This window comes from Brevundimonas sp. LF-1 (assembly GCF_037055305.1).
Classification (GTDB): Bacteria; Pseudomonadota; Alphaproteobacteria; order Caulobacterales; family Caulobacteraceae; genus Brevundimonas; species Brevundimonas sanguinis.
In genome coordinates this window covers 724,303-748,883 of the sequence record NZ_CP146349.1, presented here as the reverse complement: position 1 = coordinate 748,883, position 24,581 = coordinate 724,303, and the positions used below count along the sequence as shown (strand labels likewise).

General features: G+C 68.9%; 20 protein-coding genes and 4 pseudogenes. 14 read left to right on the top strand and 10 right to left on the bottom strand.

What is annotated here, in order from left to right; all coding sequences use genetic code 11:
- Window positions 1–89: 89 nt before the first annotated feature.
- The gene (locus V8F63_RS03985) at window positions 90–488 is read right to left on the bottom strand and encodes an alpha/beta hydrolase (RefSeq protein ID WP_392354583.1); all 399 of its coding nucleotides are present in this window, start codon (window positions 486–488) and stop codon (window positions 90–92) included.
- An 81-nt stretch (window positions 489–569) separates the two neighbouring features.
- On the opposite strand from V8F63_RS03985, the gene V8F63_RS03980 reads away from it, so the two are divergent.
- The 10 genes and pseudogenes from V8F63_RS03980 (at window position 570) to V8F63_RS03935 (ending at window position 9,590) form a co-directional block, all read left to right on the top strand.
- A complete protein-coding gene (locus V8F63_RS03980; protein ID WP_392354582.1) occupies window positions 570–1,538 on the top strand; it encodes a glycosyltransferase family 9 protein in 969 nt (322 codons plus the stop codon).
- 126 nt (window positions 1,539–1,664) lie between these two features.
- On the top strand, window positions 1,665–2,186 hold the full coding sequence (gene infC / locus V8F63_RS03975) for a translation initiation factor IF-3 (protein ID WP_025976291.1): 522 nt from the start codon (window positions 1,665–1,667) through the stop codon (window positions 2,184–2,186).
- 78 nt (window positions 2,187–2,264) lie between these two features.
- The gene (locus V8F63_RS03970) at window positions 2,265–3,542 is read left to right on the top strand and encodes an MFS transporter (protein ID WP_025976290.1); all 1,278 of its coding nucleotides are present in this window, start codon (window positions 2,265–2,267) and stop codon (window positions 3,540–3,542) included.
- A 174-nt stretch (window positions 3,543–3,716) separates the two neighbouring features.
- Window positions 3,717–3,912 (top strand): annotated as a pseudogene (gene rpmI / locus V8F63_RS03965) (50S ribosomal protein L35).
- A gap of 107 nt (window positions 3,913–4,019) precedes the next feature.
- The gene (rplT, locus tag V8F63_RS03960; protein WP_025976289.1) at window positions 4,020–4,373 is read left to right on the top strand and encodes a 50S ribosomal protein L20; all 354 of its coding nucleotides are present in this window, start codon (window positions 4,020–4,022) and stop codon (window positions 4,371–4,373) included.
- Between the two features lie 88 nt (window positions 4,374–4,461).
- A complete protein-coding gene (pheS, locus tag V8F63_RS03955; RefSeq protein ID WP_025976288.1) occupies window positions 4,462–5,538 on the top strand; it encodes a phenylalanine--tRNA ligase subunit alpha in 1,077 nt (358 codons plus the stop codon).
- Between the two features lie 14 nt (window positions 5,539–5,552).
- Window positions 5,553–5,969 carry a hypothetical protein gene (locus V8F63_RS03950; RefSeq protein ID WP_392354581.1) on the top strand — a complete coding sequence of 139 codons (417 nt, stop codon included), beginning with the start codon at window positions 5,553–5,555 and terminating at the stop codon, window positions 5,967–5,969.
- A gap of 58 nt (window positions 5,970–6,027) precedes the next feature.
- On the top strand, window positions 6,028–6,420 hold the full coding sequence (locus V8F63_RS03945; RefSeq protein ID WP_392354580.1) for a hypothetical protein: 393 nt from the start codon (window positions 6,028–6,030) through the stop codon (window positions 6,418–6,420).
- Complete coding sequence (gene pheT / locus V8F63_RS03940) at window positions 6,417–8,810, top strand: phenylalanine--tRNA ligase subunit beta (protein ID WP_392354579.1); 2,394 nt, start codon at window positions 6,417–6,419, stop codon at window positions 8,808–8,810. Before V8F63_RS03945 ends, pheT begins: the two co-directional genes overlap by 4 nt.
- A 159-nt stretch (window positions 8,811–8,969) precedes the next feature.
- Window positions 8,970–9,590 carry a DUF1134 domain-containing protein gene (locus V8F63_RS03935; RefSeq protein WP_025976284.1) on the top strand — a complete coding sequence of 207 codons (621 nt, stop codon included), beginning with the start codon at window positions 8,970–8,972 and terminating at the stop codon, window positions 9,588–9,590.
- An 84-nt stretch (window positions 9,591–9,674) separates the two neighbouring features.
- On the opposite strand, the gene V8F63_RS03930 is transcribed toward V8F63_RS03935, so the two are convergent.
- The 5 genes and pseudogenes from V8F63_RS03930 to glmS form a co-directional block, all read right to left on the bottom strand.
- A complete protein-coding gene (locus V8F63_RS03930) occupies window positions 9,675–10,553 on the bottom strand; it encodes an SDR family NAD(P)-dependent oxidoreductase (RefSeq protein ID WP_392354578.1) in 879 nt (292 codons plus the stop codon).
- A gap of 14 nt (window positions 10,554–10,567) precedes the next feature.
- The gene (locus tag V8F63_RS03925) at window positions 10,568–11,536 is read right to left on the bottom strand and encodes an NAD-dependent epimerase/dehydratase family protein (protein WP_392354577.1); all 969 of its coding nucleotides are present in this window, start codon (window positions 11,534–11,536) and stop codon (window positions 10,568–10,570) included.
- Complete coding sequence (locus V8F63_RS03920; RefSeq protein WP_392354576.1) at window positions 11,479–11,799, bottom strand: hypothetical protein; 321 nt, start codon at window positions 11,797–11,799, stop codon at window positions 11,479–11,481. Before V8F63_RS03920 ends, V8F63_RS03925 begins: the two co-directional genes overlap by 58 nt.
- A 435-nt stretch (window positions 11,800–12,234) precedes the next feature.
- Window positions 12,235–13,162 (bottom strand): annotated as a pseudogene (gene galU, locus V8F63_RS03915) (UTP--glucose-1-phosphate uridylyltransferase GalU).
- A 48-nt stretch (window positions 13,163–13,210) separates the two neighbouring features.
- Window positions 13,211–15,025 (bottom strand): glutamine--fructose-6-phosphate transaminase (isomerizing), encoded by a 1,815-nt coding sequence (gene glmS / locus V8F63_RS03910; RefSeq protein ID WP_392354575.1) that lies wholly within the window; start codon window positions 15,023–15,025, stop codon window positions 13,211–13,213.
- 184 nt (window positions 15,026–15,209) lie between these two features.
- Here glmS and glmM point away from each other — a divergent pair, with 184 nt between their 5' ends.
- Window positions 15,210–16,559, top strand: coding sequence for a phosphoglucosamine mutase (gene glmM / locus V8F63_RS03905; RefSeq protein WP_278070022.1), 1,350 nt, complete (start codon window positions 15,210–15,212; stop codon window positions 16,557–16,559).
- Window positions 16,560–16,578: 19 nt separating this feature from the next.
- On the opposite strand, the gene V8F63_RS03900 is transcribed toward glmM, so the two are convergent.
- From V8F63_RS03900 to V8F63_RS03890, 3 genes are all read right to left on the bottom strand, one after another.
- Window positions 16,579–17,865 (bottom strand): cystathionine gamma-synthase family protein, encoded by a 1,287-nt coding sequence (locus tag V8F63_RS03900; RefSeq protein WP_392354574.1) that lies wholly within the window; start codon window positions 17,863–17,865, stop codon window positions 16,579–16,581.
- A gap of 119 nt (window positions 17,866–17,984) precedes the next feature.
- On the bottom strand, window positions 17,985–19,295 hold the full coding sequence (locus V8F63_RS03895) for an FAD/NAD(P)-binding protein (protein ID WP_392354573.1): 1,311 nt from the start codon (window positions 19,293–19,295) through the stop codon (window positions 17,985–17,987).
- A 282-nt stretch (window positions 19,296–19,577) separates the two neighbouring features.
- Window positions 19,578–21,077 carry a phosphomannomutase/phosphoglucomutase gene (locus V8F63_RS03890; protein ID WP_392354572.1) on the bottom strand — a complete coding sequence of 500 codons (1,500 nt, stop codon included), beginning with the start codon at window positions 21,075–21,077 and terminating at the stop codon, window positions 19,578–19,580.
- Window positions 21,078–21,283: 206 nt separating this feature from the next.
- On the opposite strand from V8F63_RS03890, the gene gpmA reads away from it, so the two are divergent.
- From gpmA to V8F63_RS03875, 3 genes and pseudogenes are all read left to right on the top strand, one after another.
- Window positions 21,284–22,000: a 2,3-diphosphoglycerate-dependent phosphoglycerate mutase gene (gpmA, locus tag V8F63_RS03885; RefSeq protein WP_392354571.1), complete on the top strand. Its 717-nt coding sequence runs from the start codon at window positions 21,284–21,286 to the stop codon at window positions 21,998–22,000.
- A gap of 4 nt (window positions 22,001–22,004) precedes the next feature.
- The gene (gene ribD, locus V8F63_RS03880; RefSeq protein WP_025977984.1) at window positions 22,005–22,634 is read left to right on the top strand and encodes a bifunctional diaminohydroxyphosphoribosylaminopyrimidine deaminase/5-amino-6-(5-phosphoribosylamino)uracil reductase RibD; all 630 of its coding nucleotides are present in this window, start codon (window positions 22,005–22,007) and stop codon (window positions 22,632–22,634) included.
- 85 nt (window positions 22,635–22,719) lie between these two features.
- Window positions 22,720–23,990, top strand: a pseudogene (locus tag V8F63_RS03875) (pentapeptide repeat-containing protein).
- Window positions 23,991–24,059: 69 nt separating this feature from the next.
- On the opposite strand, the pseudogene V8F63_RS03870 reads toward V8F63_RS03875, so the two are convergent.
- Window positions 24,060–24,552, bottom strand: a pseudogene (locus V8F63_RS03870) (Hsp20 family protein).
- Between the last annotated feature and the right edge of the window lie 29 nt (window positions 24,553–24,581).

The window sequence follows — 24,581 nt, the reverse complement described above, 5'->3', positions numbered from 1 at the left end:
GACGTAGGAGCCGAGGCCTTCTTCGGTGATGACCGTCTCGCCGTCGCGCAGGATGGCCTGGCGTTCGTGGTCGGCCAGCCCCGGCCACATCAGCTTTTCGGTGAAGTCCTGCGCCGGATTGACCAGCACCACCCCTTGACCCGCTGCGGCCGCGCCAGCGTCGCCAACAGCGCCACCCAGCCGCCCATGGACGAGCCGACCGGGATCACCGGCCCCTCAAGACTGTCGATCAGGGCGATGGCGTCCTCGCGCCAGCGGCCGATGGTGGCCTGCTTCCAGTCGCCGCTTGATGCGCCGTGGGCGAAGTGGTCGTAGCGCACATACCTCCAGCCGCGCTCGCGGGCGGCGGCGTCCAGCGCCAGGGCCTTGGTTCCCTCCATGTCCGAGCGGAAGCCGCCGATCCAGATGACCGTCGGGCCGTCGCCCGTGACCGCCTTATAGGCCAGGGTCTCGCCGTCGGGGCGGGCCAGCGTGTCGAAGTCCGACATGGAAACTCCTCGGACTGTCATTCCTCGTGGAATGGCTTTAGCAGAGACGACGATTGTTCACAGAGGCCGCGAGGCGCCCGCTTGTCTGCTCCCAAAGCCCTGTTCGTCAGCTCCAACCGGATCGGCGACTGCGTCATCTCCTCGGGCGTGATCCGCGAGATCGCGCGCCAGCTGCCGGGGGTTCAGATCACCGTCGCCTGCGGCCGGCCGCCCGCGCCCTTCTTCCGTTCGGCCCCGAACGTCGAGCGCGTCATCATCCTCGACAAGAAGAAGGCCGCCGGACACTGGCTCGATCTGTGGAAACAGGTGCGCGGCACGCAGTGGGACATGGTCGTGGACATCCGCGGCTCGGCGCTCGCCTGGCTGATCGCGGCCAAGCGCCGCATCGTCTACACCCGCCGCTGGGAGACCGGCCTGCGCAAGGTCGAGATGGTGTCGGCCCTGATGGGCTCGTCCACGCCGCTGGACCCGGAAATCTTCCTCGACGATCAGGCGCGCGCCGAGGCCGCCGCCGTCATCGACCCGCAGCTGGCAGGCGGCGCCGGTCCCGGCCCGATCATCGCGCTCGCCCCCATCGCGCACCAGCCCGGCAAGTCGTGGCCCGCCGAGCGCTGGGGCCAGCTGGTGGAGAAGCTGAAGGCCGAGCCGCGCTTTGACGGTTGGCGCTTCATGCCGGTCGGCGGCCCCGGCGACCGACCGCCCGCCACCCCGGCGCTGGAGGCGGCGGGACCGCGCGGCATCGACTGCGTGGGCAAGGGCGACATCCTGTGCTCGGCCGCCGCCATCGACCGCGCGACCCTGTTTGTCGGCAACGACAGCGGCCTGATGCATGTCTCTGCGGCGCTGGGGCGGCCGACGCTGGGCCTGTTCGGTCCGACCGAGTGGTGGCTCTATGGACCGTGGGGGCCGAAGACGCGCACCGTGGCCTCGAACGAGACGCGCGGCCAGTTCGCCCCGATCGAGGACCTGAGCGTCGATCATGTGTTCGATGGGGTGCTGGCGCTGCACGACGCCTATGTCGCGAACGGGTTTAACCCCGAGAAGCCTTGAAATCCGGGCCTTCTATCGCCATATTCGCGGCGCTCGAAGAGAATGGCGCCTGGCGCCGTCCGCCTTCGTCCGCTCATTTCGCCTATCTTCTGATCACATAAGGAAACGACGCCCATTCGCCGTCCCATGCAAGCGCCGCCCGTAAAGGACGGGCCGCCCATCAACCAGGATATCCGCGCCGCCCGCGTTCTGCTCATCGACCAGAATGGGGAAAAACAGGGCGTCATGCCTTTGTCCGCCGCGCTTGAGGCCGCCGAAGAGGCTGGCCTGGACCTGGTTCAGATCGTCGCCAACGCCGAAACGCCGGTGTGCAAGATTCTCGACTACGGCAAGCATCGTTTCCAAGAACAGAAAAAGAAGGCTGAGGCGCGCAAGCGTCAGAAGGTCGTCGAGCTGAAGGAAATCAAGCTCCGCCCGAACATCGACAGCCACGATTACGATGTGAAGGCCAAGGCCATGCATCGCTTCTTCGACGACGGCGACAAGGTCAAGGTGACCATCCGCTTCCGGGGCCGCGAAATGGCCCACCCCGAACTGGGCATGAAGCTGATGCACAAGGTCCAAGCCGATTTCGAGGAAGAGGCCAAGGTCGAGTTCCATCCCAAGATGGAAGGCCGCCAAATGATCATGATCCTGGCGCCGCGCTGATCGCGCACTTAACGACAAGACTATGGACGCCCCGGCCTTGCGGCCGGGGCGTCTTACTATCCGGCGGGAAAAACACGAATGACGGCGCAGACGATCAAGGCTCCCGGCGGGGGCGCTCCGACCCTGGCGGTTCTGTTCGCGGTGGTCTTCATCAATCTGGTCGGGTTCGGCCTGGTGGTGCCCCTGCTGCCGTTCTTCGCCCAGAGCCTGCAGGCCGAGCCGTGGCAGATCACCCTGATGTTCTCGGCCTATTCCCTGGGCCAGTTCTTCGCCGAGCCCTTCTGGGGGCGGCTGTCGGACCGGATCGGGCGCAAGCCGGTGCTGCTGGTCACCTTGGCGGCCAACGCCCTGGGCTATCTGTTGCTGGCGTTTGCGCCGACCATCTGGGCGGCGATCCTGGTGCGGCTGTTCACTGGGCTGGGCGCGGGCAATATCTCGACGGTCCAGGGTTATATCGCCGATGTCACCCCGCCCGAGCGCCGGGCCGGACGCATGGGGATGATCGGCGCCGCCTTTGGTCTGGGCTTCATCGTCGGGCCAGGCCTGGGCGGCCTGCTGGTCCAGCCGCAGATGGGCCATGTCGGCTATCAACTGCCGATCTTCGCCGCCTCGGGCGCTGCCGTGCTGGCGGCGCTGGGCGTGATGTTCTTCCTGCGCGAGAGCCGCACGCGGACGGATCCGGCGGCGCCGCGTCCGGCATTCCTGTCGGGCGTCAGCTTCGCCCGCACCGATGAGGTGATCTCGCGCGTCCTGGTGGTCAGCCTGATCTATCTGGCGGGCTTTTCGGCGATGGAGGCCGCCTTCGGCCTGTGGGCGGAGCAGCGCTACGCCTGGACGGCGCGCGAGGTGGGGCTCAGCTTCATGATCGTGGGGCTGATCTCGGCGGTGAACCAGGGACTGGTGGCCGGGCGGCTGGCGCGGCGCTTCGGCGAGGCGCGGGTGCTGGCGGCCGGGATGCTGCTGTTCGGCCTGTCGTTGGTGCTTCAGGTGGCCGCGCCGGTCGCCTGGTTCCCGGCGGGGCGGATCGACCTGGGCCTGTTCAGCCTCCCGCTGGTCGCCGGCTGGATCATTCCGGTCATCATGGGGATCGGCGCATGCGGCATGTCGCTGGCCATGCCCAACATCTCGGCTCTGATCAGCCGTTCGTCGCCGCCGGACCGGCAAGGCGCCATGCTGGGGCTGAACATGGCGGCGGGCTCGATGGCGCGGATCGTCGGCCCCATCGTCGCCGGGGTGCTGTATTCGGCGGTCGGGCCGGACTGGCCCTTCCTGGTCGGCGCCGCTCTGACCCTTCCCGCAGCGGCCATGGCGATCAACGCCGGGCGCGCCGTGCGCCGTCGTTCGGCCCGGGCGTGACAAGGCCAGCGCGGACTCTTCTTGCCTCTGCGCGGCTCTTGGCGTAAAAGCCGCGCCTTCGCGTACCGGACCGCCGGGCGAACAGGCATGCCTGGGCGGTCTTAAATCAGGCTGGCGCTGGTCGGGCTCAAGTAGCTCGAAGAGCGGTAGCCCTCTAAGAGACAGAGAGTGAAAATGCCGAAGCTGAAGACGAAGTCGGGCCAAGAAGCGCTTCAAATTCACCGCGACGGGCAAGGTCAAGGCTGGCGTGGCCGGCAAGCGCCACCGCCTGATCAGCCACAACTCGAAGTACATCCGCCAGAACCGCGGCACTTCGGTCATGGCCGACGCCGACGCCAAGAAGATCAAGTCCTACATGCCGTACGCCTGATCGGCGCACGCAGACACGATCTCTCAACCGCATAGAATTTGAACTAAAGCCTCATGCAGTGAGCCGCCGCGCGGCGAACGTCAGAGGCTTCCCGAAGGAAATTTATAATGGCTCGCGTCACCCGGGGCGTCACCGCCCACGCCAAGCACAAGAAGATCCTGAAGCAGGCCAAGGGCTTCTACGGCCGCCGCAAGAACACCATCCGCGCCGCCAAGGCCGCAGTGGATCGCGCCGGTCAGTACGCCTACCGCGACCGTCGCAACAAGAAGCGCTCGTTCCGCGCCCTGTGGATCCAGCGCATCAACGCCGCGGCCCGCACCGAAGGCTTCACCTACTCGCAGTTCATGCACGGCCTGAACAAGGCGGGCATCGAGCTGGACCGCAAGGTCCTGGCCGCCATCGCCGCCGATGAAGCCGGCTTCAAGGGCATCGCCGACAAGGTTCGCGCGGCCCTCGCTTAAGCCTTTCTCCCTCACGGGATGAAGCAAAAGCCCTCCGGTTCGCGCCGGGGGCTTTTTGCTTTCGTTCCTAACGGCTAGACGAACCCCCATGACCGATCTCGCTCAACTGGAACTGGACCTCATCAACGCCATCGGCTCGGCCGAGAGCGTGGCGGGTCTGGAAGACATCCGCGTCGCCGCCCTCGGCAAGTCCGGCTCGATCTCGGGCCTGCTGAAAGGCATGGGGGCGCTGAGCCCGGATGAGCGCCGCGAGCGCGGCCCCGTCATCAACGGCCTGCGGGACCGGGTGTCGTCGGCCCTGAGCGCCCGTAAGGCCGAGCTGGAAGCCGCCGAACTGGACGCTCGCCTGCTGGCCGAACGCGTCGACCTGACCCTGCCCAGCCGCCCGCGCCGCAAGGGCGGGGTGCACCCGACCATGCAGGTCATGGACGAGATGGTCGCCGTTTTCGCCGACATGGGCTTCTCGGTCGCCGAGGGGCCGGACATCGAGGACGATTTCCACAACTTCACCGCCCTGAACTTCCCGCCCAAGCATCCGGCGCGGGAGATGCACGACACCTTCTTCCTGAAGCCCGACCCGGAAACGGGCGAGCGCAAGGTGCTGCGCACCCACACCAGCCCGGTGCAGGTCCGCACCATGATGTCGCAGAAGCCGCCGATCCGCATCATCGCGCCCGGCCGCACCTTCCGTAAGGACAGCGACGCGACCCACACGCCGATGTTCCACCAGATCGAAGGCCTGGTGATCGACCGCGACATCCACATGGGCCACCTGAAGACGACGCTGGAGACCTTCATCGCCCGCTTCTTCGAGCTGGACGACGTGCACGCCCGTTTCCGCCCGCACCACTTCCCCTTCACCGAGCCCTCGGCCGAGATGGACATCCGCTGCGACCGCTCGGGCGGCAAGCTGACCCTGAACGAGGGCGAGGACTGGTTGGAGATTCTGGGCTGCGGCATGGTGCACCCGAACGTGCTGCGCAACTGCGGCATCGACCCGGACGAGTATCAGGGCTTCGCCTTCGGCATGGGCGTTGATCGCCTGGCCATGCTGAAATACGGGGTGCCGGACCTGCGCCCCATGTTCGAGGCCGATACGCGCTGGCTGGCGCACTACGGTTTCTCCGCCTTCGCCGCGCCGAATCCGGCGTCGGGCCTCAGCTGAACTGGAACACGCTCATGACCGACCAGACCGAGATGTCGCCCGAAGAAAAACTGGGCCGCGAGATCGTCGCCCGCACCGCGTTTGAGAAGGAAGCCGTCTGGCTGCCGTCCCTGGCCGTCCAGCACATGAACGCCGGACAGGTCTTCATCGACGGCAAGACCTTCACCGAATGCCTGATCGAAGGCCCGGCGGTGATGGCGATCATGAACGGCACTGCCTTCGACGGCTGCAACATGGGCGTGGCCGAGGACCCGCGCACCCTGTTGCTGGACCCGCGCGGCTCGATGATCGCCGGGGCGATCGGCATGTCCAACTGCCGCTTCGTGCGCTGCCGTTTCGTGCAGGTGGCCTTCACCGGCGCCAAGGAGGCGCTGGACGAACTGGAGCAGGGCCTGTTGAGCGCCCGCGCCGAGGCGCAAACCAAGGGGTGACGCCTGCGGGCGCCGGGAGCGCGCCCTCGCCCCCTTCAGTGTTCTTTGAAAGATTCTCATGACTGACACCCCCATCACCCTCGAAGCGCTCGGCCCCGGTCCCACGTATGTCGGCAAGAACGTGTGGCTGCCCCAGCTGTTCATGGAGACGGCGCGCGCCGGCCTGCCCGTCATCGAGAACCGTCGCTTTGAGAACTGTCTGATGGAAGGGCCGGCCGTCCTGCTGCCGCTGGAAGGCTGCAATTTCGACGGCTGCAACATGGGCGACGCCAAGGGCGATCCGCGCAACCTGATGCTGACGCCGATGGGGCCGCAGCGCGTCACCGGGCCGATCCCGTTCAAGAACTGCCAGTTCATCAACTGCAACTTCCTGGGCGTCGGCTTCACCGGCCCGTCGGAGTTCCTCGATAATATGGCAGCGGCGCTGTCCCAGGCGGGATCGGCCCAATGAAGTTCACCCTTTCCTGGCTGAAGGCCCACCTCGAGACCGAGGCCGAGGTCGATCAGGTCGCCGAGGCCATGACCATGGCCGGGCTGGAGGTCGAGGAGGTCCACGACCCCATCGCCGCCCTGGCCCCCTTCACGGTCACGCGCATCGTTTCGGCCGAGCGTCATCCGAACGCCGACCGCCTGCAGGTCTGTCAGGTCGAGACCGTAGACGGCCTGAAGGAGATCGTCTGCGGGGCGCCCAACGCGCGCGCCGGGCTGACCACCATCTACGCCCCCATCGGCGCCTATGTGCCGGGTCTGGGCGTGACCCTGGTCGAGAAGCCGGTGCGCGGCGTGGTGTCCAACGGGATGCTGTGCTCAGGCGCGGAGCTGGAGCTGGCGGACGACAGCGACGGCATCCTGGAGCTTTCGGATGAGCTTCAGGTCGGCGCGCCCGCTGCGGGCGTCTTCGGCGCCGAGCCGGTCATCGACTTCGAGGTGACCCCGAACCGTCCCGACTGGCTGGGCGTGGCGGGCATCGCCCGCGACCTGGCCGCCGCCGGGCTCGGCAAGCTGACGACGCCGGAGATCGCGCCGGTCGCGGGGGCTTTTGACAGCCCCGTCTCGGTGACGCTGGAAGCGCCCGACCTGTGCCCGGTCTTCGCCGGTCGCGTGATCCGCGGCGTTCGCAACGGCCCGTCGCCGGAGTGGCTGCAGCAGCGGCTGACGGCCATCGGCCTGCGTCCGATCAACCGCCTCGTCGACATCACCAACCTGATTTCCTACGACCGCGCGCGGCCGCTGCACGTCTATGACCTGGCGAGCCTGTCGGGCGACGGGATCGTGGTGCGCGCCGGTCGCGGCGAGGCTGATCAGATCGAGGCGCTGGACGGCAAGACCTATGCGCCGGGCGCCGCCGACTGCGTCATCGCCGACGCCGGGGGCCAGCGCGCCATCGGCCTGGGCGGCGTCATGGGCGGCGTCTCGACCGGCTGCTCGGACGAGACGGTCGACGTCTTCGTCGAGAGCGCCTGGTTCGACCCCATCGCCATCGCCCAGACCGGCCGTTCGCTGGGGATCAACTCGGACGCCCAGTACCGCTTTGCGCGCGGCGTCGACACGGCCTCGGTCGTGCCGGGGCTGGAGCTGGCGACGGAACTGATCCTCGACCTGTGCGGCGGCGAGCCGTCGACGGTCACGGTAGCGGGACAGGCTCCGGCCGCCCCGGCCGCCTTCGCCTTTGATCCGTCCTATGTGAAGCGCCTGTCGGGCATGGACCTCAGCGACGACCGGATCTTCGAGATCCTGTTCGCCCTGGGCTTCACCGTCATGCGCGGTTCGCCCTGGTCGGTGACGCCGCCGTCCTGGCGCCGCGATGTTGAGGGCCCGGCCGATCTGGTCGAGGAGGTCGCCCGCATCGAGGGCTACGCCGCGCTGCCGGATGCGCCCCTGCCGCCCGTCGCAGCGGCCCCCGGCGGGGTGCTCAGCCCGCGTCAGGCGCGGGTGCGCACGGCCCGTCGCGCCCTGGCGGCCCTGGGCTATGCCGAGGCCGTCACCTGGTCCTTCACCAAACAGTCGATCGCGGCCCTGTTCGGCGGCGGCGATGAGCGGCTGGTGCTGGAGAACCCGATCGCAGCCGATCTGGACTGCATGCGGCCCTCGGCCCTGCCGAACCTGATTCAGGCGGCGGCGCGCAACGCCGCGCGCGGCCACGCCGACGTCGCCCTGTTCGAGATCGGCCCCATCTATCTGGACGACCAGCCCAACGGACAGCGCACGGTCATCGCCGGTCTGGTCGCGCCGCACGCCGACCGGCACTGGGGCGGGGCGGATGAAGACCCTCTGTTCGCACTGAAGGGCGACCTGTTGGCCGTGCTGGAGGAGATCGGCGCGCCGGTCGGCTCCCTGCAGCTGGCGCAAGGGTCGAACCGCGACTGGTGGCACCCGGGCCGGTCGGCCCGGCTGCAGCTGGGGCCCAAGAACGTCATCGTCGAGTTCGGCGCCCTGCACCCGCGCGTGCTGAAGGCGCTGGACGCCGACGGCCCCATGCTGGCGTTCGAGATCGTGCTTGATTCCGTGCCGGAACCGCGCGGCAAGGGCGGCAAGGCGCGCGGCGCGGCGGACCTGCCAAACCTGATGCCCCTGACCCGCGACTTCGCCTTCCTGATGGACGAGGCCAAGGCCGTGGGCGACCTGACCCGCGCCGTGGCGGGCGCTGACAAGGCGCTGATCGCCGATGTCTGCGTGTTCGACGTCTATCGCGGCCAGGGCGTGCCGGAAGGCCAGAAGTCGGTGGCCATCGAGGTCGAGATCCAGCCTCGCGCCGCGACCCTGGCCGAAGCAGAGATCGAGGCCCTGATGGCCAAGGTGAAGGCCGCCGCCGCCAAGGCTGGCGGAACGCTGCGCGCCTGAAGACAGAAAAAACCGGCGGCCTGAGTCACGGGCCGCCGGAACGTCTGCGGCCAAGCAATCTTCGGTTAACCTTAAAGCCCCAAGGCTGCCGTAAAAGGCACGGACGGTAGGCCAAGCCCGCGACGACGGGCGGACCGTCCTTAGCCGGGAGCCTCGACCATGCACCGCCGCCAACTGATCCGCACCAGCCTCGGCCTCGCCGCCGCCGGCGCCCTGCCCGCCGGCCTAGGCGCCTGCGCCAGCCGCCCGCCGGCCGATCCCAACTATCCCATCGCCTCGGACAACAACGCCCAGGCCTATACCTTTGACGAGCTGGTCGCGGCCGGGTCGCGCGAGCTGGGCATCGCGGCCGAGGCCGTGGGCGGCGCCATCGAGCGCATCTTCGCCGAACAGGGCGACCGCCCGACCGCCTATATCGCCGGCGAAGAGGGCGCAGGCGCCGTCGTGGCCGGCCTGCGCTATGGTCGCGGCGCCCTGCACATGAAGGACCTGTCGGCCTCGCAGGAGGTGTTCTGGCAGGGCGCCTCCATCGGCTGGGACTGGGGCGGCAACGCCAGCCGGGTCTTCACCCTGGTTTACGGTCTGTATCACCCCGACATGCTCTATCGCCGCTATCCGGGCGTTGAGGGCTCGGCCTATCTGATCGCGGGGCTTGGCGTGAACTATCAGCGCGCCGACGGCATCGTCCTGGCTCCGATCCGCACTGGCGTCGGCGTGCGTCTGGGCGCCAATGTCGGCACTATGAGCTACAGCCGCCAGCGAAACATCCTGCCTTTCTAAGGGACGCTATGCTCGGGTCGCGGACCCTCGCTGCTTGAGCGAAAGAGGAGGCGCGTCGATTTCGGTCGGCGCGCCTTTTGTGTGTCAGGACTGTTCCTCGGCGAGGATAGCCTCCAGGCCCTCGCGATAGGAGGGATAGCGCGGGCGCCAGCCCAGTTCGGCCTTGGCGCGGGCGTTGGAGACGCGCTTGGAGTCCAGGTAGAAGCGGCGCATGGCCTCGCTGACCTCTGGGGCCGTCCAGTCGACCTGCGGCGGGCGCGGCAGGCCCAGGCGTTCGGCGGCCCAGGCGGTGACGACGTCGGCTGAGGTCGGCTCGTCGTCGGTCAGGTTGTAGACGCCGCCCGGCCGGGGCCGGGCCATCGAGGCGAACAGGCCGGAGACGATGTCGTCGACATGGATGCGGTTGAACACCTGGCCGGGCTTCTTGACCAGCCGGGCGTTTCCGGCGCGCAGGCGGTCCAGAACGCTGCGGCCAGGGCCGTAGAAGCCGGGCAGGCGGAAGACCTGCAGAGTCAGCCCCATGCCCTGGGCGCCGTCCAGCCAGTCGCGCTCGACCCGGGCGCGTCGGGCGCCCGCCAAGGTGGCGGCGTTCAGCGGATCGCCCTCGAAGGCCCAGCCGCCCGCCCGGTCGCCGTAGACGGCGGTGGAGGAGGCATAGCCGATCCAGTCGGGCCAGGCGTCAGCCGCCAGGGGCGTCAGGGCGCGCAGCGCCGGGCAGCCGTGGGCGTCCGGCGGCGTGGTGATCAGCACGGCCTGAGCGGCGGCCAGAGCCTCGCTCAGGGCCTTGGCGTCGGCCGGATCGACCGGCGTCATCCCCTGCGCCGCCAGCGCCTGACGGGTTTCGGGATCGCGCGAGGTGGCGAAGGCCCGGCCGCCGCGCCGCACGGCCTCGCGCCCCGCCGCCTGTCCCAGATAGCCGCCGCCGAAGACCAAGAGGGACGGGGCGGCGGCGGGTTCAGTCATCAGGCTTCGGCTTCTCAGGCGGACAGGATGCGGACGGGGGCGGCGGCGAAGGCTGTTTCAGCCTCGTCGCGGAGGGCGTCGGCGCGGCCGGCGTTCCAGGCGGTGACGCAAGGGATCTTGCTGCGGTCGGCGCGATCGGCGTAGCGCCGGGCGATGTCGGTGACATCGGCCATCAGCCCCTCGGCCAGGGTGATCGGTTTCAGCCCCAGCTCGCGGAACTGATCGTTGGCGACGACCAGTTCGTTCTCGTCGGCCTCCTGACGCGGGTTGGCGACGTTGTGGACCGGGGCGCCGGTCATGTCGGCCACCATACGGGCCAGATCGCGGACGCGGCGGCTCTCGGTCATCTGGTTGAGGATCTTGACCCGATCGCCGCGCTTGGGCGGGTTGTTCAGCGCCAGCTCGACGCAGCGCACCGTATCCTGAATGTGGATGAAGGCCCGCGTCTGGCCGCCCGAGCCGTGGACCGTCAGCGGATAGCCCAGCGCGCCCTGCATCAGGAAGCGATTGAGCACCGTGCCGTAGTCGCCGTCGTAGTCGAAGCGGTTGATCAGGCGCTCGTCCTGCTTCGTCTCCTCGGTCTGGGCGCCCCAGACGATGCCCTGGTGCAGGTCGGTGATCCGCAGGGAATCGTTCTTGGCGTAGAACTGGAACAGCAGGGCGTCCTGCGTCTTGGTCATGTGGTAGATGCTGCCGGGGTTCGGCGGGAACAGGATCTCCTGCTCGGTCGGGCCGTGGTCGGTGTCGACCGTGACCTTCAGATAGCCCTCGGGGATGCGCAGGCCCGCCGTGGTGTAGCCGTAGACCCCCATGGTCCCCAGGTGGGCCAGGTGGACATCGCGGCCGCTTTCGACGATGGCGGCCAGCAGGTGGTTTGTGGCGTTCAGATTGTTATCGACGGTGTAGATCTTGTGCCGCGCCGACTTCATCGAATAGGGGGCGGCGCGCTGCTCGGCGAAATGGACGACGCTGTCGGGGCCCAATCCTTGATCAGGGCGACCAGGCGGTCGAACTCCTTGCCGACCGTCAGATTGACGAAATCGATGGTGCGGCCCGACACCTCCTTCCACGCGGCGATGCGCTCGCCCATGGTGCGGATCGGGGTCAGGGAGCGGATTTCCAGCTCATTGTCGATGTTGCGGCGGCTGAGGTTGTCGACGATCAACACCTCCCAGCCGCGCGCCGACAGGTGCAGGGCCGTGGGCCAGCCGCAGAAGCCGTCGCCGCCCAGAATCATCACGCGCATCGGTCGAACCTCGTTTTCAACGTCCCCTCTTGCCTAGCCGAACGCGTGAGCGGGCGAAAGCGTGGCGCGCGGGGAGCGGCTAAAGCGACGCAGGACGGAAAAACAGAGTCCAATTCGTCTGAATCGTCTGAAATCGGAGGGATTGGTCCGGCGCAAACGGGATCATGAGGCGATGGGATAATGAGGCGGACTGAACAGGGGACGCAGAGGGCGGGGCTTTGAAATCAAAGAGGTTTTCAAAGCCTGACGTGCAGACTCCGCAGGCCCTTCTCCCCTTGTGGGAGAAGGTGGGCGCCGGAGGCGCTCGGATGAGGGTGTGAGCGCGACCTTTAGACGACGAGGCGGAACACTAGCGGCAGGTTTGCCAACGCGCCGTCGCCACCCCTCATCCGTCAGGCTTCGCCTGCCACCTTCTCCCACAAGGGGAGAAGGGATTTACAGCAGGCCCTCAATGGCGGCGCGGGCGGCGTCGCCCAGGTCGGGGCGCTTCAGGGCCAGGGCGACGTTGGCGCGCAGCAGGCCGATCTTGTCGCCGCAGTCGTGGGTCACGCCCTCATACTCATAGGCGGTGAAGGTCTGCGACTGCATCAGCCGGGCCATGGCGTCGGTCAGCTGAATCTCGCCGCCCGCGCCGCGCTCCTGCGTCTCCAGCAGGTCGAAGATTTCCGGCTGCAGGATATAGCGGCCCGAGATCGACATGTTCGACGGGGCCGTGCCCTGGGCGGGCTTTTCGACCATGCCCTTCATGCCGTAGCGGCGGCCGTCGTGGGAGGCGGGGTCGATGATGCCGTATTTGTGGGTGTCGGCCTCGGGCACGGCCTCGACGCCGATGACGTTGCCGCCGACTTCGGCGTAGACCTGGGCCAGCTGCTTCAGCGCGCCGGGCTGCGAATCCACGATCACGTCGGGCAGGATGACGGCGAACGGCTCCGGCCCGATGATGTCGCGGGCGCACCAGACCGCGTGGCCGAGGCCCTTGGGCTGCATCTGGCGGGTGAAGCTCATCTCGCCGGCCTGGGCCAGCTCGGCGTTCATGGTCGCCAGGATCTCGGTCTTGCCCTTGGCCAGGAGCTGGGCCTCGAGGCTCGATCTGGTGGTCGAAATAGTCCTCGATCGCCTGTTTGGCGCGGCCGGTGACGAAGACGATGTGCTCGATCCCCGCCTCGCGCGCCTCTTCCACGATATAGGAGAGGATCGGCCGGTCGACGACGTTCAGCAGCTCCTTGGGCGTGGTCTTGGTGCCGGGCAGAACCCGCGTGCCGAGACCGGCCACGGGCAGGACCGCCTTGCGCAGAGGGGCTGGGCGAAGGCGGGCGGGGAGGTCGTCATGGATCGTCCTGATCAGCCTTGGGGCGCCTGTCATAGGCGCAATTGTGAAGCTTCCAAACGCCCCCGGGCCGATCGGGTTCGCCTATTCCACCGTCACCGACTTGGCCAGGTTGCGGGGCTGGTCGACGTCGGTGCCCTTCTGGACGGCGGTGTAGTAGGCGAGCAGCTGCATCGGCACGGCGTAGACCAGAGGCGCGATCAGGGCCGGGCAGTCCGGGGCGTGGACGCGGCGGACGCCCGCGCCGTGCAGGGCCGGCGCCGTCTCGGGCGTGATCATGATGACCGGGCCGCCGCGCGCGGCGACTTCCTGCAGGTTGGAGGCGGTCTTCTCGAACAGGTCGTCCAGCGGGGCGAGGGCGACGGTCGGGGTGGCCTCGTCGATCAGGGCGATGGGGCCGTGCTTGAGCTCGCCCGCCGCATAGCCCTCGGCGTGGATGTAGCTGATCTCCTTCAGCTTCAGCGCGCCTTCCATGGCCAGCGGGAACATCGGGCCGCGCCCCAGGAACAGGACGTCGCGCGCCTTGGCCAGGTCGAGCGTCAGGGCGTGGATGCCCGCGTCCATCTGCAGGGCCTCGGCGATCAGGCGCGGGGCCTCGAACAGGGCCTTGACCAGCTCGGCTTCCTGAACGGCGTCGATCCGGCCGCGCGCCACGCCCGCCGCGACGGCCAGCGACAGCAGGGCGGCGACCTGGGCGGTGAAGGCCTTGGTCGAGGCGACGCCGATCTCGGGGCCGGCGTGGGTGGGCCACAGCACGTCCGCCTCGCGCGCCATGGAGGAGGTGTGGACGTTGACGACAGCGGCGGTCTTCAGCCCCTGCGCCTTGCACCATTTCAGGCCCGCCAGGGTGTCGGCGGTCTCGCCCGACTGGCTGACGGCGACGGCGAGCGTGCCGGGCGACAGGGCCGGGTCGCGGTAGCGGAACTCAGAGGCGATCTCGACGTCGCAGGGCAGGCCGGCGTACTTCTCAAAGGCGTATCGGCCGATCTGGGCGGCGTAGAAGGCCGTGCCGCAGGCGACGATCTGGATGCGGCTCAGGGCGGCGAAGTCCACGGCCTGAACCTTGGCCTTGCCGGAGACCAGGTCGAGGTATTCCGACAGGGTGTGCTGGACGCTGTCGGGCTGTTCGTGGATCTCCTTCTCCATGAAGTGGCGGTATTCGCCCTTCTCGACCAGGGCCGAGGAGGCCGAGACCTGAACCACGGCGCGGTCGGCCGGGCGGCCCGAGGCGTCGAACATGCGCGCGCTGGTGCGGGTCACGGCGACGAAATCGCCCTCTTCCAGATAGGAGATCTTCTGAGTGAAGGGGCCGACCGCCAGGGCGTCCGAGCCCAGGTACATCTCGCCCTCGCCCCAGCCGACGACCAGGGGGCTGCCGCGACGCGCGCCCAGGATCAGCTCGTCCTCGCCCTCGATCAGCACGGCCAGGGCGTAGGCGCCGGTCAGACGATCCAGCGTGGCCTTGAAGGCGTCCAGCGGCGCCATGCCGGCGGCCAGCTTGTGGTCCAGCAGGTGGGCGACGACCTCGGTGTCGGTCTGGCTTTCGAAGACGCGGCCCTCGGCCTCCATCTCGGCCTTCAGCTCGGCGAAGTTTTCGATGATGCCGTTGTGGACCAGGCAGACGCGCCCGGCCTTGTGCGGGTGGGCGTTGCTGGTGGTCGGCGCGCCGTGGGTGGCCCAGCGGGTGTGGCCGATGCCGACGGTTCCGGCGACCGGCTCGGCGGCCAGCACGGCCTCCAGCTCGCGGATCTTGCCCTTGGCGCGGCGGCGCTCGATGCGGCCCTCGGACTGGACGGCGATGCCGGCGGAATCGTAGCCGCGATACTCAAGCCGCTTCAGGCTGTCGATCAGGCGAGAGACGACGGGGCCGGTTCCGGTGACGCCGATGATGCCGCACATGAGGTCTGCTCCGATGGGCAGGCAGCCGCCGCTTTTTGCGCCGCGCCGCGAATTGAGGTAAGCGAGAGGGTTCAGCCTCCGCCCTGGATCTCAGCTCTAGGAAATCGCGGGGGCGGCGACATCAAAAAATGGGTTTCGGAAGGTTTCTTTGCAAACTCCGGGGCCGCCAGCGAAGGACGGCCTTTTGGGCGAGAGAAAATACTTCGGCACCGATGGCATTCGCGGCCGGGCCAACACCCATCCGATGACGGCCGAGGTGGCCCTGCGCGTCGGCCTGGCCGCCGGGCGGCTGTTCCGCACCGACGACGACCGTCGCCACCTGGTGGTGATCGGCAAGGACACGCGCCTGTCCGGCTATATGATCGAGCCGGCGCTGGTGGCGGGCCTGGCCTCGGTCGGCATGGACGTGCGCACCTTCGGCCCCCTGCCGACGCCGGGCGTGGCCATGATGACCCGCTCGATGCGGGCGGACCTGGGCATCATGATCTCGGCCTCGCACAACGACTACGCCGACAACGGCATCAAGCTGTTCGGGCCGGACGGCTACAAGCTGTCGGACGAGATCGAGCTGAAGATCGAAGCCATGATGGACGAGGCCCTGGATCAGGACCTGGCGCCCTCGAACAAGCTGGGCCGGGTCAAGCGGATCGACGACGCGCCGCCCCGCTATATCGAAATCGCCAAACAGGCCTTCCCCAAGCGGCTGAGCCTGAAGGGCCTGCGCATCGCCATCGACTGCGCCAACGGCGCGGGCTACCGCGTGGCCCCGACGACCCTGTACGAGCTGGGCGCCGAGGTCTTCCCCGTCGGGGTGGAGCCTAACGGCCTGAACATCAACGCCGAGTGCGGCTCGACCCATCCCGAGACCGTGTCGGAAGCGGTCAAGCGCTATCGCTGCGACATCGGCATCGCCCTGGACGGCGACGCCGACCGGGTGATCATCTGCGACGAAAAGGGCCATGTGGTCGACGGCGACCAGATCATGGCTCTGATCGGTCTGGACTGGGCCAAGCGGGGACGGCTGAACGGCAAGGGCCTCGTCGCCACCGTCATGTCCAACCTAGGACTGGAGCGCCGCCTGAAGGCCGAGGGGCTGACGCTGGAGCGCACCAAGGTCGGCGATCGCTACGTCATGGAGCGGATGCGCGAGGGCGGCTTCAACATCGGCGGCGAACAGTCGGGCCACATCATCCTGAAGGACCATGCGACGACGGGCGACGGCCTGATGGCCGCGCTGCAGGTGCTGGCGGTTCTGGTCGAGGCGGGCGCGCCGATGAGCGAGCTGGCGCGCCAGTTCGAGCCGGTTCCGCAACTGCTGCAGAACGTCCGCTACACGGCCGGCAAGCCGCTGGAGGACGAGAAGGTCAAGGCGGCGATGGCCGAGGCGGAAGCCGCCCTGAACGGCGCGGGCCGCCTGCTGGTCCGCCCCTCGGGCACGGAAAAGCTGATCCGCGTCATGGCCGAGGGCGATGACGAGGCCCTGGTCAAGCGCGTGGTCAACGAGGTCGCCGAGGCGGTGAAGGCGGCGGGCTGATCGCCCGCCGCTTGCGCCGTCAGATGGGGGACAGGGCCTGATCCAGGTCGGCCCACAGGTCCTCGACGTTCTCGATCCCGACCGACAGACGCACAAGATTGTCGCCGATGCCGCTGCGCGCCTTGGCTTCTGGCGTGTAGTCCGAATGGGTCATGCTGGAGGGGTGGGAGGCCAGGCTCTCGGCGCCGCCCAGGCTGACGGCCAGTTTGAACAGGCGAAGCGCGTTCAGCATGCGGAAGGCCTCGGCCTCGCCGCCCGGAAGCTCCAGCGAGAAGGTCGAGCCGGAGCCCTTGCACTGGGCCTCGAAGATCGCCTGCTGTTCGGGCGAGGCGTCCGGGCCGCCCGCCGTCAGGACGGCGCTGACGCGCGGGTCGGCGCGCAACCGCTTGGCCAGGATCAGGGCGTTGTCCTGCGCGCGCTCCATGCGGATGTGCAGGGTCTCAAGGCTGCGCAGCAGCAGCCAGGCGGTGTGCGGGTCGGCGGTGGTGCCGCAGATGGTCCGCATCTCGCCGACGCGCGCCATGATCTCGGCTCCGCCCATGCAGCCGCCCGCGATCAGGTCCGAGTGGCCGCCGACGTATTTGGTCAGGGAGTAGAGGACGAGGTCGGCGCCCAGCTCCAGCGGGCTTTGCCACAGGGGGCCCAGGAAGGTGTTGTCGACGGCGATGACCGGCGGTTCGGCCTGATCCAGCGCCTTGGCGGCGGCGACCGCGCGGGCGATGTCGACCAGTTGGTTGGTCGGATTGGCCGGGGTCTCCAGATAGACGGCGGCCAGGCGTCCGCCGGTGGTCTTGGCCTGGTCGGCCGCCGCGATCATGGCCGTGGCCAGGGCGTCGGCGCCTTCGGCGGCGGGGACGCTGATCGCCTTGACGCCGTAGCGGGGCAGGATGCGGTCGAACAGATATTCGGTGCCGCCATAGGCCGGAGCCGTATAGAGGATGACGTCGCCGGGCCGCACCAGGGCCAGCATGGCGGTCGAGATGGCGGCCATGCCGCTGGAGAAGACCAGGGCCTTGTCGGCCTTGTCCCAGACGGCGAGGCGGTCCTCGAGGATCTCCAGGTTCGGATTGTTGATGCGCGAATAGATCAGGCCCAGCGCCTCGTCCGGATCGCGCTGGCGCAGGCCATAGGCGACTTCGAAGAAGCGCTTGCCGTCCTCGGCCGACTTGAAGACGAAGGTCGAGGCCTGGAACAGGGGCGCCTTGATCGCGCCCTCCGACAGGGCCGGATCATAGCCGTAGCCCATCATCAGGGTTTCGGGCGCGAGGGTGCGGTCGCCGAGGACGCGCGTACGGTGGCGGTTCATTATTATGTTTCCTCTCCTGCGTCGGTGATAGCCGACCCGGAAAAGGCCCGCCAGACGCTAAGTCATGGAGGAGAGGCGCCGCGCTTTGGAAATTTCGACCGCAAGGCGGCCGGCGGGGATCAGGCCGCCAGGACGCGGGCGAGGGCCTCGATGCGCTGGCGGATGTCCGGCACGGCGACGGTTTCCCAGAAGGCGGCGCGGGCGGGCGGGCCGAGCATGAACAGGCTAGGATCGGCGGCGCCGTCGGCGTGGATCACGCGCCCCTCGGCGTCGAGGTCGAGGCCCAGGCCGACGGGATCGAGGCGGGCGCGGCCCTGCGCGATCAGGGCGGCGGTCATGGGCGCGCGGGCGGCGTCATGGCCGGGGCCGGTGCAATCGATCAGCCAGTCGGCCGTCAGGCGCTGAACCTCGCCCTTGCGAGTGCGGACGGTCAGGGCGGCGACATGGTCGCCCGCCTCGACCTCCTGCACGCGACCGGCCACGACCGCCAGGCGGCCAGCGCTGATCAGGGCGTCCATGGCGGCGGCGATCTCGGCGGCGATGCGGTGGCGGTGGACGTCCCACCAGGGCCGCAGGTGGCGCAGGAAGCGGGCGCGCTCGGCCGTCGTCGCCGTCCGCCACAGCTCGGCGGTGACGGGGCGATAGCCCTCCATGACGCGACGCCAGCCGTGCGCGCGCGCCAGCCGCCGCGCCGAGGCCAGGCGCAGGGATAAGGCGCCCTCGAGCGCGTCGGGCGGCAGGTCGAGCGGGGCGTCGTGATGGGGGCCGTGGGCGCGCGGCAGCAGGCCTCGGCGCGACACGACCGTCGCCCGGCCGCGCCAGCCCTGGGCCTGAAGCGCCAGCGCCACGTCGACCATGGTCAGGCCGGAGCCGAGGATCAGGACGGCATCCTCGGCGCCGACGGCGGCCAGGGCGCCGGGCGCCCACGGATCGGCGAGGCGGCGCGGGCCTGCTCCGGGCGCGACCGGGCGCGGGGCCGGATTGCCGGTGGCCAGGACCACGGCGCGGCCCCGGATGCGGGCGCCGTCGGCCAGGACGACGCTCTCGCCGTCGAGGCGCACGGCCTCGCCCCTCACGCGGCGGATCAGGCCAGGATGGGCGGCCTCGGCCTCCACCAGGCGACCCTGGACATAGAGGCCGTACAGGCGGCGCGGCGCAAAGCCGTTGGGATCGGCGAAGTCCGGCGCGTGAACCGCCAGCCATTCGGTGAAGTCCGCCGGCCGGTCCGGCCGGGCGCTCATCCGCTCGGCGCGAACGTTGAGGCGGTGGTCGTCCAGGTCGGCGGCGTAGGCGACGCCGGGGCCGATCCGCGCGCCGCGCTCGATCAGGACCGAGGCCTGGCCTCGCTCGGCCAGACGCGCGGCCAGCATGGCGCCGGAAAACCCGCCGCCGACGATGGCCACGGGGAGGGGGACGGCGATGTCGTTCATGGGAGGAAGACGCCAGAGGCGGCCCGGAAGGTCAATCTTCGTCTCTCCACTTTGCGCGGAGAGGTAGCGCGCCGTTTCTCCCTCCCCTTCATGGGGAGGGTGGTCGCGCAGCGACCGGGTGGGGCGGGCTTGGCGATGCGGGACTTGGCCTGTCTCGCTTCCAGCCTATCTGGCCCATTGCGTCTGGGCCGCCTTGTCGCCCCCACCCGGCTCCGGCTTCGCCTCAGCCGCCCTCCCCATGAAGGGGAGGGAGAGGCGCGGGCCTGGCCTTTGGCGGATCGCTCAGATTTCCTGGTTGAAGGCGCCGATTTCGGGGTGGGCGGCCAGGCGCGGCTTGATCTCCTTGCGGAACAGGTCGCGCATGTCGTCGGCGGAGCGCATGCTCTCGACCACGACGACCAGTTCGGGCTTGTTGGACGAGGCGCGCACCAGCACCCAGGAGCCGTCCTCGAGGTGGACGCGTACGCCGTTGACGGTGATGGCTTCGACGATCTTGCGGCCGAGAATTTCGCCGCCGGAGGCCGCCAGGTCCTCGTACTCCTTCACGATCTTGGCCAGCACGTCATACTTCAGCTCGTCGTCGCAGTGCGGCGACATGGTCAGCGAAGTCCAGGCGTCGGGCAGGGCGGTCTTCAGTTCGCTGAGGCTCTTGCCGGGATTGCGGTCCAGCATGGCCAGAACGGCGCCCGCCGCCACCAGGCCGTCGTCATAGCCGTGGCCCAGATCCCCCGACAGGAAGAAGTGGCCCGACTTCTCGAACCCGGCCAGAGCGCCCAGTTCAGCAGTCTTGCGCTTGATGTAGGAGTGGCCGGTCTTCCAGTAGACGGTGGTCGCGCCGTTGGCCTTGAGCACCTCGTCGGTCTTGTACAGGCCGGTCGACTTCACATCGACGACGAAGGTCGCGTTCGGGTGGATGGCCGACAGGTCGCGGGCCAGCATCAGGCCGATCTTGTCGGCGAAGATCTCCTCGCCCGTGTCGTCGACCACGCCGCAGCGGTCGCCGTCGCCGTCGAAGCCGAGCGCGAGATCGGCGCCCGTCTCTCTCACCTTGGCCGCCATCTGCATCAGCATGGCGTGATCTTCCGGGTTCGGATTGTATTTGGGGAAGGTGTAGTCGAGGTCGGTGTCCATCTCGATCACCTCGGCGCCCATCAGGCGCAGCACCTCGGGGGCGAAGGCGCCGGCGGTGCCGTTGCCGCAGGCGGCCACGACCTTGAGCGGGCGGGACAGCTTCACCTTGGACGCCACGTCCTTGATGTAGGTCTCGCGGAAGCCCTCGACGCGCTCCAGCCGGCCGCCGGGACGGGCGACGCCCTGGCCGTTGAGGACGATCTCCTTCAGGCGGCCCATCTCGTCGGGGCCGAAGGTCAGCGGCGCCTGGGCGCCCATCTTCACGCCGGTCCAGCCGTTCTCATTGTGGCTGGCGGTGACCATGGCGACGCAGGGGCAGTCCAGCGCGAACTGGGCGTAATAGGCCATCGGCGACAGGGCCAGGCCGATGTCCAGCACCTCCATGCCGCCTTCGAGTAGGCCCAGGATCAGCGCCTGCTTCACCGACAGGGAATAGCCGCGGAAGTCTTGGCCGACGGCGATCTTCGGCGTCTGGCCGATCTCGTGGACATAGGTGGCCAGGCCCAGGCCCAGGGCCTGAATGCCCAGCAGGTTGATCTCTTTTTCCAGGATCCAGCGGGCGTCGTATTCGCGAAAGCCGGTCGGCTTGACCAGAGGCAGGGTTTCATATTCCGCAGTGTTGGGGCGGATGTCCTGACGGGGCTTTTGCATAAGTCTTCCTAGATGGTCCCGGGGGAGCGGGGGCTGCTATTCTGCCTTGGCCTATAGCCTCCCCCGCTCGAGAGGCCACAACGCGCGACCCTTGTTAGGGCTGCGCTTGCGGGGCGCTTATTCGCCGATGTGCGGCGAAACCTTGACCGCGCCCGCGTCGGGGGCCTAGCGAGAACCTCAAGATACGGATGCTCCCGGAGACCTTCATGACCCGCCTGATCCTGCTGCGCCATGGCCAGAGCCAATGGAACCTGGAGAACCGCTTCACCGGATGGGTCGACGTCGACCTGACGGCCGAGGGCGAGGCCCAGGCCCGGCGCGGCGGCGAGCTGATCGCGCAGGCAGGCTTCAAGCCTGCCGTGATGTTCACCTCGGTGCTGAAGCGGGCCAAGCGCACCGGCGCCCTGGCGCTGGATTCGGCGGGTCTGAAGGATGTCCCGGTGATCGAGGACTGGCGCCTGAACGAGCGCCACTACGGCGGCCTGACCGGGCTGGACAAGGCCGAAACGGCGGCCAAGCACGGCGAGGATCAGGTCAAGGTCTGGCGCCGCAGCTATGACGTGCCGCCGCCGCCGCTGGCGCCGGGCGGCGAGTTCGATTTCGACGCCGACCCCCGCTACGTCGGCAATGAAATCCCGGACACCGAGAGCCTGAAGACCACGCTGGACCGGGTGCAGCCCTATTGGGACGCCGAGATCGCGCCGCGGCTGAAGGCGGGCGAGGACGTGTTGATCGCCGCCCATGGCAACTCCCTGCGCGCCATCGTCAAACTGCTGTTCGCCGTGCCGGACGACAGGATCGTCGACGTCGAGATCCCGACCGGCAACCCGCTGGAGATCGATCTGGACGCGGACCTGAAGCCGGTCGCCGCCCGCTATCTGGACGAGGGGCGGGCGCAGGCCCTGCCCCAATTGCGAGAGTGATCGCGTGAGCGGGGCGGCGGACGACGCCGTCTTCATGCGGCGGGCCATCGACCTGGCCCTGAGCCGCATGGGCGAGACCTGGCCCAATCCGGCCGTCGGCTGCGTCCTGGTCAAGGACGGGGTCGTGCTGGCCGAGGCGGCGACCGCGCCGGGCGGGCGTCCGCACGCCGAGGAACAGGCCGTGCCCGAGGCGGGCGAGGCCGTGAAGGGCGCGACCGCCTATGTGACGCTGGAGCCGTGCGGCGCCCGCTCGTCGGGCCGCAAATCCTGCGCCCACTTCCTGGCAGAGGCCGGGGTCGAGCGAGTGGTGATCGCGGCGCTGGACCCGTCGCCTTTCGCCTCGGGGCGGGGGACGGAGCGGCTGCGCCAGTCGGGCCTGACGGTCGAGACCGGGCTGTTGTCGGATGAGGCCGCCGTCCTGTGCGAAGGCTTCTTGCACCGGCTCGAGACGGGCCGGCCTATGGTCCGCGTCAGCCTGGACGGCGCGGGCTTTGACGGGCGGTTCGCCGCCTCCGCACGCGCCGATCTGACGACCGAGCTGAACCGGTTGGGCGAGGCGGGCTACACCCGTCTTTGGACCCAAGAGGGCGACCTGGCCGCAGCCCTGCGCGAACAGGGCCTGCTGACGGAGTAGGGCGGCCAGCGGCGGGGCGGAGGCCACGGAAAAACCCTTGTTTCCGCAAAGCTTCCTTAATCCGGCGTAAGCCATAAACGGCCCCATGAGCGAGGCCGTCGAACCCGTCCGCAGGAAACTGACTCAGGAAGAGGCCGACGCCGTCTGCCTGAAGCACGACCGGCTGTGGCAGGCGCGGCCGGGCGGGGCGCGGGCGGTGTTCGCCTGGATGGACCTGTCGGGCGTGTCCCTGCGCGGGCGCAATCTGGCCGACGCCGACTTCACCGCCGCTTGCCTGATCGGCTGCGACCTGACCGGGGCCAAGCTGGACAACGCCAACTTCTTCGGCGCCGACATGCAGGATGCGACCCTGGTCGACGCCAGCCTGCGCCGGGCCGATCTGCGCGGGGCCTGCCTGCGCGGCGCGGACCTGTCGGGCGCGGACCTGTTCGAGGCCGACCTGCGCGAAGGGACCATCGCCGCCAAGGACGCCAAGCTTGGTTTTCGCGTGGTCGAGGCGCGCAAGCGGACCGACACCGAGGCGCAGGGCGCCGTGCTGGCCGGCGCCAATCTGCAGCGGTCGCGCATGACCGGCGTCATCGCCGTGGCCGCCGACTTCACCGACGCCATCATGAAAGACTGCAAGCTGGTCCGGGCCAACCTGAAACAGGCCAGCTTTCGCGGCGCCGATCTGGCCGGGGCGGACCTGTCGGGGGCCGACCTATCGGGCGCGGACCTCACCGACGCCATTCTGGTGGGGGTCAAGGCGGCCATGTGGCGGACCGACGGGGCCAATATGGACGGCGCCCTGATCGACAACCGCCCGGCGGGCGAACCGGTTAGTCAGATGCCTGCGGCCGAAATGCTGCGCGAACACGCCCAGTGGTGCGAGACGGGCGGGGCCGAGGGCCAGCCTTCGGTGTTCGACGGCGTCGATCTTCGGCCGCTGGAGAGCATTCGGGGGCTGAACCTGACGGCCCTGTCGGCCAAGGGGCGGTCTTCTACGGCCTGGACATGGAGGGGGTGCAGCTTCAGGGGGCGCAACTGGAGGGCGCCGACCTGCGCTCGGCCAATCTGCGTCGGGCGGACCTACGCGGCGCGCGGTTGACGCGGGCGCGGCTGAACGGAGCGGACCTGCGCGAGGCGCAACTGGGGCCGTTGATGCTGACGGCGGATCGGCTGATGCCCGCCGACCTGAGCGGGGCGAATCTGCGCGGCGCGGACCTGACGGGCGCGGACATGCGCCGGGCGGTGCTGAGCGAGGCGGACCTCAGTCGCGCCATCCTGCACGGCGCCCAGACCCGACAGGCCGACTTCACCGGCACCCAGACCGGCGGCGCGCGCGGGCTGGACCTGTCCGACCTGAACGCAGGTTAGCATCCGCTCCCACGAAAAAGGGGCGACGCGAACGCCGCCCCTTGAATGAGTCTGTCAGGGCCAGACGGCTCAGGCCGCCTTATTGGCCGCCTTATCGGCCGTGTCCTCGGCCTTGCCTTCGATCAGGGTCGAGCCGGTGGCGATCTCGATGCTGCGGGGCTTGAGAGCCTCCGGCAGTTCGCGCTTGAGGCTCGATGGTCAGCAGGCCGTGGGCCAGGGCCGCGCCCTTGACCACCACATAGTCGGCCAACTGGAAGCGGCGCTCGAAATCGCGCTCCGCCAGGCCGCGATGCAGGAAGGTCCGCTGGGCGCCGTCGCTGTCGTTGGCGGCCTTCTTGCCGGTGACGGTCAGCAGGTTTTCCTTGGCCTCGATGTTCAGCTCATCGGCCGAGAAACCGGCGACGGCGATCTCGATGCGATAGGCGTCCTCGCCGGTCGTTTCGATGTTGTAGGGAGGCCAGCCGTTTTCCGGGCCGGAGCGCGCTGCGCTTTCCAACTGGCGAACCAGACGGTCGAAGCCGACGGCGGAACGGTACAGCGGCGAGAAATCATAGGTACGCATGGGTCATCCTTCTGACATTCAGCAAGGTT

What these genes read in the sequence shown, in the direction of transcription:
- V8F63_RS03920 (WP_392354576.1), bottom strand. Translation starts at nt 11,799, where the DNA reads ATGCGCGTGATGATTCTGGGCGGCGACGGCTTCTGCGGCTGGCCCACG.
- V8F63_RS03950 (WP_392354581.1), top strand. Translation starts at nt 5,553, where the DNA reads ATGACCGACCAGACCGAGATGTCGCCCGAAGAAAAACTGGGCCGCGAG.
- V8F63_RS03890 (WP_392354572.1), bottom strand. Translation starts at nt 21,077, where the DNA reads ATGCAAAAGCCCCGTCAGGACATCCGCCCCAACACTGCGGAATATGAA.
- V8F63_RS03935 (WP_025976284.1), top strand. Translation starts at nt 8,970, where the DNA reads ATGCACCGCCGCCAACTGATCCGCACCAGCCTCGGCCTCGCCGCCGCC.
- infC (WP_025976291.1), top strand. Translation starts at nt 1,665, where the DNA reads ATGCAAGCGCCGCCCGTAAAGGACGGGCCGCCCATCAACCAGGATATC.
- pheS (WP_025976288.1), top strand. Translation starts at nt 4,462, where the DNA reads ATGACCGATCTCGCTCAACTGGAACTGGACCTCATCAACGCCATCGGC.
- glmS (WP_392354575.1), bottom strand. Translation starts at nt 15,025, where the DNA reads ATGTGCGGCATCATCGGCGTCACCGGAACCGGCCCCGTCGTCTCTCGC.
- rplT (WP_025976289.1), top strand. Translation starts at nt 4,020, where the DNA reads ATGGCTCGCGTCACCCGGGGCGTCACCGCCCACGCCAAGCACAAGAAG.
- V8F63_RS03895 (WP_392354573.1), bottom strand. Translation starts at nt 19,295, where the DNA reads ATGAACGACATCGCCGTCCCCCTCCCCGTGGCCATCGTCGGCGGCGGG.
- V8F63_RS03945 (WP_392354580.1), top strand. Translation starts at nt 6,028, where the DNA reads ATGACTGACACCCCCATCACCCTCGAAGCGCTCGGCCCCGGTCCCACG.
- V8F63_RS03900 (WP_392354574.1), bottom strand. Translation starts at nt 17,865, where the DNA reads ATGAACCGCCACCGTACGCGCGTCCTCGGCGACCGCACCCTCGCGCCC.
- V8F63_RS03970 (WP_025976290.1), top strand. Translation starts at nt 2,265, where the DNA reads ATGACGGCGCAGACGATCAAGGCTCCCGGCGGGGGCGCTCCGACCCTG.
- V8F63_RS03985 (WP_392354583.1), bottom strand. Translation starts at nt 488, where the DNA reads ATGTCGGACTTCGACACGCTGGCCCGCCCCGACGGCGAGACCCTGGCC.
- V8F63_RS03930 (WP_392354578.1), bottom strand. Translation starts at nt 10,553, where the DNA reads ATGACTGAACCCGCCGCCGCCCCGTCCCTCTTGGTCTTCGGCGGCGGC.
- pheT (WP_392354579.1), top strand. Translation starts at nt 6,417, where the DNA reads ATGAAGTTCACCCTTTCCTGGCTGAAGGCCCACCTCGAGACCGAGGCC.
- gpmA (WP_392354571.1), top strand. Translation starts at nt 21,284, where the DNA reads ATGACCCGCCTGATCCTGCTGCGCCATGGCCAGAGCCAATGGAACCTG.